This window comes from Halobacillus sp. ABH2_015 (assembly GCF_056158945.1).
Genome location: NZ_JBSWUG010000002.1, coordinates 468,172 through 482,737, shown reverse-complemented (window position 1 = coordinate 482,737; position 14,566 = coordinate 468,172). Strand labels below are relative to the sequence as shown.

General features: G+C 48.0%; 12 protein-coding genes and 1 pseudogene. 5 read left to right on the top strand and 8 right to left on the bottom strand.

Features of this window, described 5'->3' with window-relative positions; genetic code table 11:
* Positions 1–32 precede the first annotated feature (32 nt).
* On the bottom strand, positions 33–1,241 hold the full coding sequence (locus tag ACXAD6_RS02370) for a GNAT family N-acetyltransferase (RefSeq protein WP_474967472.1): 1,209 nt from the start codon (positions 1,239–1,241) through the stop codon (positions 33–35).
* Between the two features lie 119 nt (positions 1,242–1,360).
* Here ACXAD6_RS02370 and ACXAD6_RS02365 point away from each other — a divergent pair, with 119 nt between their 5' ends.
* Both ACXAD6_RS02365 and ACXAD6_RS02360 read left to right on the top strand, forming a co-directional pair.
* Positions 1,361–2,230 (top strand): dimethylarginine dimethylaminohydrolase family protein, encoded by an 870-nt coding sequence (locus ACXAD6_RS02365; protein ID WP_474967471.1) that lies wholly within the window; start codon positions 1,361–1,363, stop codon positions 2,228–2,230.
* A 26-nt stretch (positions 2,231–2,256) separates the two neighbouring features.
* Positions 2,257–3,411, top strand: coding sequence for a M14 family metallopeptidase (locus ACXAD6_RS02360; RefSeq protein WP_474967470.1), 1,155 nt, complete (start codon positions 2,257–2,259; stop codon positions 3,409–3,411).
* Between the two features lie 33 nt (positions 3,412–3,444).
* Here ACXAD6_RS02360 and ACXAD6_RS02355 read toward each other — a convergent pair whose 3' ends face one another.
* Entirely contained in the window at positions 3,445–4,296 is an 852-nt protein-coding gene (locus ACXAD6_RS02355) for a pirin family protein (protein WP_474967469.1), read from the bottom strand.
* A gap of 61 nt (positions 4,297–4,357) precedes the next feature.
* The gene (locus ACXAD6_RS02350) at positions 4,358–4,786 is read right to left on the bottom strand and encodes a MarR family winged helix-turn-helix transcriptional regulator (RefSeq protein WP_474967468.1); all 429 of its coding nucleotides are present in this window, start codon (positions 4,784–4,786) and stop codon (positions 4,358–4,360) included.
* Between the two features lie 240 nt (positions 4,787–5,026).
* On the opposite strand from ACXAD6_RS02350, the gene ACXAD6_RS02345 reads away from it, so the two are divergent.
* Genes ACXAD6_RS02345 through ACXAD6_RS02335 form a run of 3 tightly spaced genes read left to right on the top strand, consistent with a single transcriptional unit; the run spans position 5,027 to position 7,572 of the window.
* The gene (locus ACXAD6_RS02345) at positions 5,027–5,572 is read left to right on the top strand and encodes a DUF4247 domain-containing protein (protein ID WP_474967467.1); all 546 of its coding nucleotides are present in this window, start codon (positions 5,027–5,029) and stop codon (positions 5,570–5,572) included.
* 23 nt (positions 5,573–5,595) lie between these two features.
* The gene (locus tag ACXAD6_RS02340; protein ID WP_474967466.1) at positions 5,596–6,018 is read left to right on the top strand and encodes a DUF350 domain-containing protein; all 423 of its coding nucleotides are present in this window, start codon (positions 5,596–5,598) and stop codon (positions 6,016–6,018) included.
* A gap of 18 nt (positions 6,019–6,036) precedes the next feature.
* The gene (locus ACXAD6_RS02335; protein ID WP_474967465.1) at positions 6,037–7,572 is read left to right on the top strand and encodes a polyamine aminopropyltransferase; all 1,536 of its coding nucleotides are present in this window, start codon (positions 6,037–6,039) and stop codon (positions 7,570–7,572) included.
* A 101-nt stretch (positions 7,573–7,673) separates the two neighbouring features.
* Here the strand turns inward: ACXAD6_RS02335 and ACXAD6_RS02330 are convergent, their stop codons facing one another.
* From ACXAD6_RS02330 to ACXAD6_RS02310, 5 genes and pseudogenes are all read right to left on the bottom strand, one after another.
* Positions 7,674–8,081 carry a nuclear transport factor 2 family protein gene (locus ACXAD6_RS02330; protein WP_474967464.1) on the bottom strand — a complete coding sequence of 136 codons (408 nt, stop codon included), beginning with the start codon at positions 8,079–8,081 and terminating at the stop codon, positions 7,674–7,676.
* A gap of 137 nt (positions 8,082–8,218) precedes the next feature.
* A pseudogene (locus tag ACXAD6_RS02325) lies at positions 8,219–9,088 on the bottom strand (amidohydrolase family protein).
* Entirely contained in the window at positions 9,085–12,180 is a 3,096-nt protein-coding gene (locus ACXAD6_RS02320; protein WP_474967463.1) for an N-acetyltransferase family protein, read from the bottom strand. The pseudogene ACXAD6_RS02325 and the gene ACXAD6_RS02320 overlap by 4 nt, the downstream one beginning before the upstream one ends.
* 219 nt (positions 12,181–12,399) lie before the next feature.
* The gene (locus tag ACXAD6_RS02315) at positions 12,400–13,005 is read right to left on the bottom strand and encodes a sortase (protein WP_474967462.1); all 606 of its coding nucleotides are present in this window, start codon (positions 13,003–13,005) and stop codon (positions 12,400–12,402) included.
* Between the two features lie 27 nt (positions 13,006–13,032).
* Positions 13,033–14,553 (bottom strand): alkaline phosphatase, encoded by a 1,521-nt coding sequence (locus ACXAD6_RS02310; RefSeq protein WP_474970346.1) that lies wholly within the window; start codon positions 14,551–14,553, stop codon positions 13,033–13,035.
* Between the last annotated feature and the right edge of the window lie 13 nt (positions 14,554–14,566).

Here is a 14,566-nt window from a genome sequence, read left to right as displayed (position 1 = left end):
CTTCCTGTTCAAAACTCCCCTTGCCGTCAGAATTAGAAGAATGTCCAGCATTGCGGTTTTTCGGGTTGGTTGAAAAGATCGACCGGCTTGGATACAGTGGCTCTGCCTGATTTTTCAAGTGCGTTTAATGACACACACCCCATCATTAAGGAGGAAAACGAGCCGATATCAAGTTCTATATGAACCTCCGCCTCCTCTTTGGCCGGGGATGGTCTCCCTGCCGCAAACTGCCAGACAGCTTCATAGGTTTCCCCAAGCAGACTGTCTTTCACTGTCCATCCTACCCGGATTGTATCTCTGCCGAAGGAATGATGGGTAACAGCATCCAGGAAAGCCGGGATATTTATAATGCGGTACATCAGTCCGCGTCCCTGCTCAGCGGTTTTATGGTATATAGAATGAATTAAATGATTCTCTACGTGGACAGGATTATGTAATGTGAAACTGAAATCTTCATCAAACGTCGGAAATCTGACCGATTGGACCTGGTCTTTCTGATTATGCAGCTGGGTTAAAAGAGTTTGATAAGCTTCCTTCGTCGTATAGAAAAAGTTTTTGATGTGCAGGTCGTTTTCAAGGAAGTGCCCTCCTGCCTTGAATTCGAACGTCATATACCCTTCCAGTCTTCCATTATTCCGAACCCCGATCGTATGCTGCTCCGGCTTCTCTAAAAAAGCAAAACCATAAGGAGGGATATCCGTGGCGCCATGGGTCCGGCCGGCCCAGGTCTGGTAGCAGGTATGAACCTCCTCTACGTGATCAGCGGTGAGCATCTGAACGTCCAGGCTCGGTTGAAAACCCGGGAGTTGAGCAGGATGAAACTGATAGACAGACAACGCCGGGCCGATCCCAAAGCCCATTTTTTGATAGAAGGACGGCTGAAAAGGATAAAGGTGCGTCACTATACGTCCATCTTTTCTGGCATCCAGTAAAAACTTCGTAATGATCCGCTTGGCGTGTCCCTGTTTTTTGTAAGGAAGATCTACGGCTACCGTGCCTATCCCTGCGCCTTCTACTTTCCGGTCATACACTTGAATCCTATGATCGTAAGCAAAATAACCTCCAATAAGGGAGGAGCCGTCGTACAATCCTACTGGATGGACATCTTCGTACCCGGAAATCTTCCTGCGGTGAGTGGTATAGCGCTCCTGGTCCTCCGCTGTCAAAAGGTTCATTCCGGGATAACACCGGCGGGAGAGGTCTGTAAATGCTTCAAAGTCCTTTAATTGTTTAAACTCCATGAAATGCCTCCTTTATTATTCCACTCTACCATTTTCTCTCATTACGATTTGGAAATCTATTGTTTCGGCTGTTCAGAGATGGGGAAACATAAATCAACGAAAGAATGGAGGTTTGTCCCGTGAAAGATACGGCTGCTAGAACAGCATTCAACTGTTCCACTGAATACGGTCAACTGCTGGACGTACTCGTCTCGGAGCCCCGTCATATGAGAATTGAAACTAAAATCAATGAAACACAGAAACATTATGAGGAAATACAGACGAATGCAGCGTTACAGCAGCACAGGGATTTTGTCCACCTTCTAAAAGCGGAGGGGATTACCGTCCACCTGCTCCCCTCTAAATCCAGCCTGCATGAACAAGTTTTCACAAGAGATATCGGCTTCGTCATCGGTTCTCATTTCTACACCAGTTCTATGAAAGAAGATGTCCGTAAAGGTGAAACGAGTGAATTAACGGCCTGGATGAACAGCCGTGACACGAATGACATCCGTACTTTTCACCATCCGATAGAAGGCGGCGACGTCCTCGTCGATGGAAACACAATCTGGATTGGTCACAGCGGGCGTACTTCGATGGAAGCTGTTCAAGAACTCAAACAGCAGGAACCGGATAGAGATGTGAACGTTCTTTCACTTGCGGATGGAATCCTTCATCTGGACTGTGTATTGAATATCCTGGATGCTCACACAGCCATCGCTTATCCAGAAGCGTTTACAGATGAGGGTTGGCAGATGATCCGGGATCGGTTCGAGGTCATCCCTGTCACAAAGGACGAAACGTTCCATATGGGTCCCAATGTGCTTTCGATTGGCAGAAACAAAGTGATCAGCCTCTCCCTTCACACCCGGTTGAATGAGATCTTGGAAGAGAAAGGGTTCGAAGTGCTCCCCATTGATTTTTCAGAAATTATTAAATCCGGCGGGGCTTTCCGCTGCTGCACCCTCCCTTTGTATCGGGAAGATCCAAGAGACGCATCTGTTCAATGATTATATAAAGAAAGGTGGTTGGTTTCATGGATACGCAACAATATTTCAGTAAAACATATCAAGAATCGCGCGATCGTTTTCGGAAGCTGCTTCCTCAGGTAAAAAAACAGTGGCCACAGGCTTCCCTTCATACCGAATACATCGGAAATGAAGAAGATTTAACCATCGACTTCATTTATGCCGATGCCACTGTAAACAATGATCAGGTCATGTTCATGACGACAGGTGAACACGGAATCGAAGGATACGCGGGAGCGGCCGTTATAAAGATGTTTGTCGAAAAGCACCTATCCGGCATGGATGCGGATCATACAGGATTATGCCTCGTCCACAGCATTAACCCTTGGGGGATGAAGCATTTCCGCAGGGTCACAGAAAATAATGTGGACTTAAACCGGAATTATATTTATAAGACTGAACATGTGCCTGAGGATTTGAACACAAACTATCGTGATGCAAGCCGTCTGTTCCAGCCGAATGGCAGCTTAAAGGAAATTCCAAGAGAAAAGACAGCTCTCTATGAATATTTGACCAAAGGAATGGCAGAACAGGGATACAAAGCCGTGAAGTCCGCCAAGGGCATGGGACAGTATGAATTTGAAAAGGGCGTTTATTATGGAGGAAAAGAAGAAGAATTGTCTGCTTCCATTATGAAAACGTGGCAGAGGAAAATGCTGAATGACTACAGCCGGGTGATCCATATGGACTGGCACACAGCGCTCGGGCCGACCAATGAAGTGACGATGGTGATTTCAGAACTTGAAGAAAGAGATGTAGATACACTGAAAGAAGATTATCATATGGAGAACATCGAAAAATTCAGTCCCTCAAAAGTCAAAGGTGATTCAACCAATCACTTTTATGAACTGCAGCAAAATGAGTTTCCTGAACGCAGTCTTTTATCGGCGCTGTTCGAGTTCGGTACATTCGGAACAAGCCGCGAGGGGGAGCTTAGAGAGTTCACAACGATTATTCTGGAAAATGAACTGTACTGGGAAGGTGCCGAACACGAAGAAGACCGGCGATGGATCCTGCAGGAACTTCGGAACATGTTCTACCCTGTAGAGCAGGAATGGCGTGAGGCGGTACTCACAGAAGCAGAAAAAGTGATTATATCCGTCATGAAACGCGAAAGTATGGTAAACGATCTGTCAGCAGTAACTTCGATAACTAAAGCCTGAGAGCCAGCTGCCTCTCAGGCTTTTCTGCGTCCTTTATACAGCTGGAGGTCCGAACTTACCCTTTCGGAAATCTTCAAAAGCCTGCTCGATCTCCTCCACGGAATTCATCACGAAAGGACCATGCGGGACAATTTCCTCGCGGATCGGTTTTCCAGAATAAACAAGCACTTTAGTGCGCCGTTTTTTGGAACGGATCGTCAGAGTACTATCCTCTTCTCCATTTTCACGGAAAGTAAGCAGGCCGGCTTCGTGTTTTCTCATCACCTGTTTTCCGGGCCCGGTTTCGGCTTCTCCTGCCAGCACGTAAACAAAAGCATTATGGTTTTCAGGCAGGGACATCGTATAAGAAGCCCCTTCTCCCATCGTCCATTCCGTCAACGTAATAGGAACGATGGAATCGAGAGGGCCGGTCACTCCTGCGGTATTTCCAGAGAACACTTTTACACTGCCTCCGTCAAAAGGAACGACAGGGGCTTCCTCCTGATAGACGTTCTGATACAACGTATCGGATTGCTTCTGATCCTTCGGAAGATTCAACCACAGCTGGAGCGTATGGGCAATATCATCTTCCACCCCATCTTCTGCGTGACGGGCCGACCACCCGGCATTCATATACTGAACGTCACCAGGTTCAAGAATTTCACGGCCTCCTGCGTTATCTATATGCTCGAGCCTGCCATCCACAACATAAGTCACCGTTTGAAAGCCTCTATGGGGATGATCGGGAAAGGTGCCCTTTTTGAACCAGTCTTCCGCCATCAGGATGAATGGATCAAAATCACGCCATCGTTCGACAGGAAGCACCCAGCCTTTCTGTACAGCCGGAAACCCCATCTCCGTGTATTCGACTCTCCACTTCTCCTTGAGTTCTCTTTGGAATGTCATCCAACCATCCTTTCTTCCATTTAGTTGCTACGCATACTATATTGGCAAAAAAAAGGGACCCTTACCCTTTTATATTGTTCAGGATTTTTGTCAGCACTTGGTCCAGATGTACCAAATCCTGCTCACTCAGTCCCTCTGTCACATCCGCGTTGAACGCTTCAGAAACAGGGACGACTTCTTCTTTCAATTTCCGCCCATCCTCGGTCAGATATACCTCCAGGGAACGACGGTCGCTCGGGCAGAATTTCCGTTCAATAAAGCCTTTCCCTTCGAGATTCCCTACCATTCTGGCAATATTCGTCTTATCTTTTCCAAGTTTTTCAGACAGCTGGTTTTGAGTCAGTCCGTCTTTTTCCCACAAGAGCATCATGACTAGATTTTGTTCAGGTGCAAGGTTGTAGGGCTGAAGGCGTGATTTGATTTCACTTGTCAGCTTCAAGTCTGTCTGGTGGAGCTTGATGCTGATGTAATCCTCGACACGTAAGTTCATGGCATCTCTTCTTTCTCTGTCTAAGCTGCAGTTCCTCCGTTCAGTATAAGGTCTGATACCTCTCGAAGTCAAAAGACCTGAATTATCATAAATGAAACGTTATTGAGTCCTCGTTCGTACACAAGTATAATGAAAGAGGATGATATGGGAAAATGTCCCTGGGTCCGCCTGCTTAAACGGCTTTGAAACACCCACGGCTTTTTCAACCGAATTTTACTACAGCTGTCAGGAGGTGAACCAATGAAGAGATGGATCAGCTACAGTTTTTTCCTTGTTTTGATCATCATGGGAGGTTGTTCCTCCGTGCAGGGAGCGGTTGACAACACGTATCCCATGGAGGACATCGTCTATGACGATAGGGAAAACAAATCTGAAATATACCGGGCTTCCAATCAAACGGTAACTACGGTCGCCAATCAGATCATGGATACAAACGAACCGATGTACGAAGCCTCGAAAAACGACCGTCACCTTATGATTTATGATGATCTGCTTGTGCAGGTTTTTGAAGACCCGAAAGACGCCAATGATTCTCTCGTCGAAATGTCTGGAGAAGAATTTGTACGAAACAACTACTCCACTGCCTTCTTTTCTGATTACGGCATTGCCCGTGAGGCTGAAGAGGAATTTGATATGGATTTTGAATCCAGGGGTGGAGGATTCCTATATACCGGGTACATCCTCGGCGGCGGTTATGTGAAGAACAGTGGAAAGCTTCCGACCTTGAAATATTCCTCGGATTCACCGGGTGGTATTCGCGGTGGAGGACCAGGAACAGGAAAATAATGAAAGACAGGAGTGTTTGATTTATGTTTGCCTTTGAATTTTCAGAGATCCTTGATGCCACAGAACTGATGCTCACCCTTGTGTACTGGGTGCTCATGCTCCTTATTGCCGGGATCTGCATGGCCGTTTTTGAAAAATTCACCCCCTACGATGACCGTCAGGAGCTGCTGAACGGAAATGTAGCTGTCGGTACACAGTTTGCCGGTAAATTGATCGGCCTCGGCATCATCACACAAGCGTCCATTGCCCACAACTTGAGCATCTGGGGCGCAGCTATCTGGATTTTGATCGGATTTGTATTAATGATTGCCGGTTATTACCTCTTTGAACTGGTCACCCCTTTCAAAGCAGAAGACGAAATCCGTAAAAACAACGTAGCGGTTGCAATCGTTGCGGCTGCCGTGAGCATTTTCATCGGCTTTGCCGTGGCAGGCAGCATTACGTAAACCTGCGGGAGGTACTTTATGAACGCCCAGAGATACTTATATTTATCATCAGGAATTGTCTCCATCTGCGGAATCGTCTTTCAAGTTCTCTACGGGGCGGCTGGAAGCTACTTGTTCGGGGACAGTGTCCTTTACTACTGCATTACCATCGGCCTTTTTTTAATGGCGATGGGGATTGGGGCGGCTGTTAGTGAACGTTTGAAAAACCGGCTTGTGACCCGGTTCGTGCAGGCCGAGTTTTTGATTGCCATCATCGGCGGTTTTTCTGTTTTTGGTCTGTTCTTTTTCTCTTCCTTCTTCGATCAGGGAACCGCCCAGGTTTATTTGTATATCGTGATTTCCCTGACGGGTTTCCTGACCGGATTAGAACTGCCGATTTTAATCAGGCGGGTGCAGGACATACGGGCGGATATCAGCAAAAGCACGGCCCGTGTTTTATTTTTTGACTATGCAGGAAGCTTGATCGGATCCATCGGGTTCGCTCTTCTCCTGAGGCCCGCACTGGGACTGATCAAAACGGCCTTCTTAGTCGCCGCGATCAACGCGGTCATTGCCTTATTCCTTACGTTCTATTTTCGTAAAGAAATCCACCGTCCGGCTCTTCATAAGCTGAGTGGTGTACTTATTCTGCTTCTGCTCGGTTGGGGCTTTCTTTTTGGTGAAAAATATGCCGCAGCCTTTGAGCAGAGGGTGTATGCCGATCCGGTGATTTATGCTGAGGATACCCAATATCAGCGGATCATCCTGACCAAGGAGCCGAACGATGTACGTCTTTATTTGAATGGACAGCTGCAGTTCTCAGAAAGTGATGAGTACCGCTACCATGAAGCCCTTGTCCATATTCCCATGGCCCTTGCCGAACAGAAAAGGAACGTCCTTATTCTTGGAGGCGGCGATGGTCTCGCTGTTCGGGAAGTGTTGAAACATGAACAGGTGGAAGACATCACACTCGTAGACCTCGATCCGGAAATGACGGATCTGGCCAACACCCATCATGAGCTGCTCCGCCTAAACGAAGGTGCCCTCAAAGATGACCGTGTTAAGGTCGTTCACGCTGATGCTTTTCAGTATCTGCAGGAAAATGAAGAGTTCTATGATGTCATCATCGGAGACCTTCCCGACCCGAACAATGAGGGATTGAATAAATTGTATACCACTCAATTTTATTCGCTCGTCCGTAACCATCTTGCCCCCGGCGGTAAAATCAGCATGCAGTCCACGAGCCCTGTTTTTGCACCTAAAGTATTCTGGACGATCCACGAAACGATGAAGGAAACTGGATTGTATACGGACAGCTACCATCTGGATGTACCAAGTTTCGGAAACTGGGGGTTCACACTGGCCTCACGGGAAGAAATCAATCTCGACAACCTGGAGGTCTCAGACAACCTGTCCTTCTTAAATGAGGAGACCGCACGTGCTTTGTTCGCGTTCGGCAATGATACAGATGCTTTGATTGAGGAAGAGAACGGAGAGACCTTTGATATCCCCGTTAATACGTTGAACCGCCCCGTCCTCATTCAGTTGTATCAAAAAGCATGGCAGGATTATTAAATTCCAAAAAAGAAGCACACAGCGGTGTGCTTCTTTTTTAATACATACAGTAATAAACGCGGAGGCGTTCCACCAAATGATGACGAATCCGTATTTCAAAATCAGCTGAAGCTCGAGGGGAGTGGAATCAGGTAGGAGTTAATCTCCTTCAGCCGCGCCTTTTTTCCAGCACTTGTAAACAGATAAACATCGCAGAATCCATACTGCCTGCCGCTCTGCATGAGGATCGTTCCGTTCGCAGATCCGGTTCTTCCATGCGTGATAATCTGATCAAAATGAAGCCCGCTGACTTTGTATTCCGTCATGGATTTCAGTTCCTCAGCAAACGCCGCTTTCCCTTGGATGACATAAGTTTCCCCAATGATCCTCCATATCACATCATCAGTCACTTGATCCAGAATATAGGCGGCATCTCCTGTTGCGAAAGCCTCGTTAAAAGCTTTCAGCCATTGCTTTTTCGGCGCATATCCACAGTCTTCCACACCCGTGACATCAACCGTATGTGTCATAGTCATCCTCCTTTTATAATCGTCACACCCACGACGACAGCCCGTATTTTTCTTCTCCTGTGCCAATCACCGATAATTTTCTACTATAATAGTAGCATAGAAATCCTAATTCCATCCGAAAAAAACGGACGGTGGATTCACCGTCCGCTTGTTCCATTTTCAATGAAAGCCCGAAGCTTCGGAAATAACCGCAGCGCATTACGGTAAAAGACATCTTCCATATGACGGGAGGGGATCAAATCCCCAATGCATGCCGCATAATCCCCGATCGGCACAAGCGGCCAATCAGACCCAAACAAAAGCTTTTCATAGTGTTCACAATAAGTGAGCGCATGACGGATTTGATCAAAATGCCTGCCCCGTCTTTTTTCTTCCACTTCCCCTCCGGCTCCGACGATCCACCCAGAAAGATCTGCGTACATATTCGGATTTTTATAGACCACTTCTGCTCCCGTCAACACCCATGGATCCCCAAGATGAGCCATCATAAACTGGACATCTCTTCACATGACTGCCGCTTCATCAAGGGTAAGCGGATGGGAATATTTCAACAATCCACGCTCGGAATACGTATCGCCGGTATGCAGGACAACAGGAACTCGGTAAGCTGCAGCCAGATCATACACCGGTTGATAAACCGCATCACAGGCATAAAAGGGGTAGTAGCCTAAATAGATTTTCACCCCCACCGATTCAGGTTTCTGCAGTTCTTTTTCAAGGGCATCAAGCCCTGATCCATCGAGTTTCCAAGGATTAACTCCAGGGCAGACCGCCACTTGACACGGGGGTTCTTCTAAATCCAGGAGCATCGGTGTCGATGCATGACGGTCAGGGAATTCCTCGTGCTCCGTTTCTGTCAATCCCATTCCGATACAGGCTTCAATGCGGTTGTCTTTCATCTCCTTTTCCAATCCACCTGCACAATAATGAACGTGTGAGAGCTTTTCAGCTGTTTCTTTAAAGCTTCCAATATTGGAAAAATGAATATGCGCATCAATGATTTTCACGAGGGAGAATCCTTTTCTGGAAACGCCAGTCCATAAAACAAGTGATGGGCCTGAGTATTTTCTTCACCCCCGCCGTACAGAAAAGCAGGAGAAGTCTGGAAACCCCTTCCATCTGCGGCACTCCAGTTCTGTACAGACTCCAGGTACATCACATCCTGATTCACGTAGCTGCCCGCTTCTTTACTCGCTTGTGGATGAAGAAACGTCATCTTCTTCTCGTGTTCATCAGAACCTATCCACACAGCTGATGTATTTTCCAATTCATATTCTTCTACACCGGCGTAATACGTATGGAAAACCCCGCTTCCCGGGAATTTCAAATAACAGCCGTCCAGTTCCTTTCCGGGCTTGAGGAAAGTCTCAAGATTCACCCTCTCTTCATAAAACGTGCGATGCACAGGTGGGACAATCTCAGCGAAGACCACCAGGACAGGCACACCTGGAAGGGTAAGGACATACTGACGGAGGGTCAGTCCTCTCATCCTTTCATGTTCCTGCAGGGTTGTAGATAATAACAGGCCGCTCCACGTATGGCCGAGTGAATCCGTCCGGTCTGTCCGTGATATGAGGGTATCTTCTTTCATCATGGAATAAGCACTCACTTCCGGGAGCGCAAAACGCAGCCCACCGCCCCATGGATTCCACCAGCTTTTCGGTCCCGCCTCCGGGTATTGATGGTGAAGCATTTCCTGACCCTCATACACCAACGAGTATATGCCGGGAAAATAGGAGGCGGAAGCATGGAAGGATAATCCATCATTTTCCACGGTCCACACACCGCTGCGGCTGGTGACTTCTACTGACTTTTCCCCTGTTACAAGCTGGCAGGTGTGGAGAGCAGCTGCTTGTCCTTTGGAGCGGAAGCGGCCATGGATCGAATGAATCCCTGGGGACGAATGCTCCATCATGATTTCCATTTTCGTACGCTTTTGTTCAACTGTGGTTTCCTCCCGATACGTTTCCCCATCCTGACGAATCGTTAATGAGCCGTGAAGATACGGAGTCAGCAGGGAGCGGAAGGTGTAGGGGACCCGTTCTCCTGCGCGGGATATAAAACGCTGCCCGGCTGCTTCCAGCGCGAACAGCGGGTATTCCTTCAAGTGTTTCCCGTCTTCACCTCTGACAAGGGAACGCCAGTCTTTCCAGCCGGCTGTAGCATTGAAGCCGACTTTTATCGGGCCCAGGATGCGTTTTTCCTGTTCCTCCAGTTCACCTGATTCAAACACGATGGCAAAACGCCAGTCGTCTCCTCTTCCTCTGGCTTCCTCCGGCCAAGCGAGGGCTTTCGTGTCTCCACAGGAATTTTTTGAAAACAGCCATGGTTCCGATATCTCTTCATCTCGCAGGTATTCGGTAAAAGGAATCGATGCTTCCCTATTCACAATGACTCCGTCTCTATAAGGAATGACCAGCTGCTTGTACATCGGGTAAACCGGAATCTGCAGGTGAACGCTTTCCTTCGCCGGTCCCTGGTTGATGATTTCGTGATGGACCTCCACCACACCATCGCCAAAAATTTTGATATACGTGTTGAGCAGAAGGCCTGTAAACGCTTCGGATTCAAGTGTCGTTTTCAAAACAAAAGCTTCCGGGAGTTCGATGAATTCCACCGTGGACGCTTCTTTTTTTGAAAATTCCTGACTGAAGGGTCTTCCCAGGTGAGGAGTCATCAGCTTCACAGGATCTTCGTTGGACCGAATCGATCCGACTTCGATAAACTGGTTCCGTTTCTCCATTTCTGCATAGTACGGACCGTTAAAACCAAACCACTTCGTTTCTGTTTCTCCTCCGAATTTAGCTCCATGGCCCGGAAAAGCGTAGGAAAGGCTGGCGGTGAATTCAAAGGAAGACCTGCCCTCTTCTTCGACGGCAACTGAAATCTCTTCTTTCAAAAATCCGTTTTTCCGAAGGGTGATGGGAACAGGGACGGAAACACGGGCACCGCCGTCTATATCCACCTGTATGCTGGGTGTGTGCCACTCCAGCACGTCCTGATCCGGAAGACGAACCGTCCATACTGAAGGCTTCTCCAGGTGACTTTCCATATCCAGATACAACGAACCTTCCTGTCCCGGTCTCCAGCTTGGCTGGACAGTTCGTACCGTGACGTCTCCTGCCTTGATTGGATACACGCCCATTTTCAATGGAACGGACCAGCCGTTTATGTGGACGGTTGTTTCAACTACAGGGTGGGTTTTCCAAGGACTCGGCTTCTGTTCCGGGACCGTCACCTCGACATCCCCGTTCACCGTTACTTCCTTCTCCACCGTAGTGATCATCGGGAGGCGATGGTCCACGAGTTCTGATGACACCCCTTCCAAATGGAACGTGGCTGGGGCTTCCTGTTTGTTGACGACATGAATGCAGGTAGCGTAGGTTTCATTTTCCCGTAGTTTAAAGTCAGGAAGATCCATCTGTATGGAGAAATCATCTGTTTCAATCAAATGAATGCCTCGGCCTGTCCGTTCAAACTGGATCCTGACAAAACGGCCGTCCGGTGCCTGCCATTTATATTCATAAACGGTATGCTTTCCAGCCTGTTGTCCATCCGGCTTTACTTCAATCGGGCGCTGGCTGGTGCTGTACCAGTCATGCTCCTGAAAGAATGGACGGAGGACCTCCATTTGCAGCACCTGTGGAATGAAGTTCATCAAGTGAGTCGTATCATCCCGCTCCTCCCAGAAAAATCCGCATTTTTTATAGAGAGGGACCGCCTTAGTGTTGCCCGGCCATGTAAACAAGTCCAGACGCGGCCATCCATAGGCAACCGTTTGATCGATCGCTTTCCTCAATAGCTTGCGCCCGATCTTTCTTCCATGATAATCCGGATGAACGTTCAACAGCGGGATATATAAAGCTTCCTGATCTTCCCTGTACTCCGACAGGCCACAGTAACCGACGACTTTACCGCCGTCGAGCGCGAGGAACAGATTCAGGTTCGTAGAGGCGTTTTCCTTTTCCTTTACATCCTCCGCCGTTGTGACGACCAGGTCTCCTCCCCATTCTCCACGGCTTTCGTTCCACATCTCAGCTGTACTTTCCGCCAACCCATCATGATATTCAACAATGGTTAGATCACCTAAAGTCTTCAATACCGACTCCTCCAGTTCATGATTGATTCAAGACAATAGAGACGATTTACCTTCCTTGTCAAAGAGAGTGAGAGTGTTCCTCATACGCATCAGCCTTTCTGTTATGTAAGAAATCACGATCTCTTTTAGTGTATGGTTTTCCACGCACGGAGTAAAGAATATTCAGAAAGGTTAACAAAAAGAAAAGCCTCTTCCCAATGGAAAGAGGCAGCGCTAAGCTTAAGGCAGTTCGTGTCTTTTTACAAACTCAGCCTGCACGATAAAACGTTCAGGAGCTGAGCCGATGAAGTCAAAAGGATAGCACGTCGTCAAAGTTAATGTGGGAGAGTCTTTTTTCACGATGACAGACGTATCTTGTTCATCCGTCACCCAGATCCGGTTAATCTGGTACTCGTATTCATAGCCTCCTTCTGTAAGGTAAAGGAAGTCCCCAGGAACAAGACCGTCGAGGCCGCGGAAGACCGTTTCTCTGTGGCCAGCAAGCGCAGTATGTCCCTTTTCAGACGGAAGAGTCGTATACGACGTATCATACAGGCCGACGCCTTCTTTCAATGTGCTGTCCCCTGTCCCGAAAAACACAGGATAACGCCTTCCGAGTTTAGGAATCGTAAGCTCTCCGATTTCCCCGCCTTCCTGATAGCTTCCGACGGTTTCTGCAGCGACGAAATCTTCGGATGGAGATGGTCCGCTCTCCGGAGAATATGAAACATCCTGCATCTCTGCATCATAAACAGCGACACGACTTTCCGACCACCATTGGAAGCCATTCCAAAATACCAGCACCAATCCCAGCAGCAATAAGGCAACGCTCAGCTTTTGAATCATCGGACCTCTCCTTTATCCCGCAGTTTGTTACACTTTCAGCTGTTTCCTTCTAAAGAAAAGAATGACACCTGCGGCCCCGGCGACAGCTGCGCCGGCCAGCAGCCCCAACGGATAGGAGGTGGCTGTATCAGCCAGAGGTGCACCTTCTTCTTCCTCTTCCGCACCATTCAGCAGTTCAAAAATGATTTTAGCATTGTCCGTATTGTCAATAAATCCAGAGAAGCGATCCGAGGCCGGACCATAGGCATATACCGGAACATCCACACCTGTATGTCCGTCGGTTGTCCATCCTGTACCGGACCGCTTGTTGAAGATGTCCTCAATCGCATTATCCACATCTACCATTTTTTCCTCATCGTCTCCATTATTTACAGCATCCTGAACGGACATGATCTCTTCTTCTGTTAATTCGAAATCGATAGACTCCGTCAAGGTTTCCTCTACGTCAGCCCCCTCTTCCACAATCTGTCCGGCCATATAATCAGGCGTATGGGAAGCGGCATGGATGACATCGGGATCCCATTTATAAGGACCACCTTCTCCAAGGGAAAACCCTCCTGTAGAATGGTCCGCAGTTGTAACAACCAGTGTTTCTTCATCCTCTTCAGCAAAAGCCATCACTTTCTCGAAAGCTCCTTCGAAATCTTCCATTTCACTCATGGCAGCTACGACATCATTGTCATGTCCGGCCCAGTCAATCTGGCTTCCTTCCACCATAAGGAAGAAGCCTTCTTCATTGTTTTTCAACTTATCAAGAGCAGTTTCTGTCATATCAGCGAGAGAAGGCTGCTCTTCCGGACGGTCGATAGCCTTATCCAATCCAACAGGAGCAAAAAGGCCAAGCACTTGCTCTGCTTCAGAATCCGCCATCTCCTCGGCCGTCGTCACATAATCATAGCCGTCTTCCTGAAATTCCTTAGTCAGGTCACGGTCATCACGAATAAAATAATCCGTTCCACCACCGAGAAGGACATCAACCTTATGAGCTCCGTCAATCTGATCGTCGAAGTAATCATCAGCAATGTCATTATAATTCTGGCGGGACTCATCGTGTGTTCCGTATGCAGCAGGTGTGGCATGATTGATTTGGGAGGTAGCAACAAGACCTGTGGACATCCCCTTTTCCTTGGCCGCCTCCAGCACTGTCTTCGTATCATCCTTCTCCAGATCTTTGGCAATGGCTCCGTTGTACGTTTTCACCCCGGAAGACATGGAGGTAGCCGTCGCTGCGGAATCCGGAATATTCTCCTTTTCATCCTCTTCGCCGCCATCGTGATAAGGATCATGGGAATAGACCGACTGCATCCCAACAAGATAGGGATCAAAAGCCGTCGGCTCCATGTCCTTGGTGTCCGGATCATCTTTAAAGTAACGGTACCCGGTCGTATAGGCAGGCCCCATCCCGTCACCAACCATGAATATGACGTTCTTCACTTCTTCGTTGTGATCTTCAGCACTTATGTATGATGGGGAATCAGCCGTTCCAAAAAACAGGCAGGACAAGGCGGTCACAGACAATACTTTCTTTGCAAGCTGTTTGTTCAAAATAATTTCCCTCCGA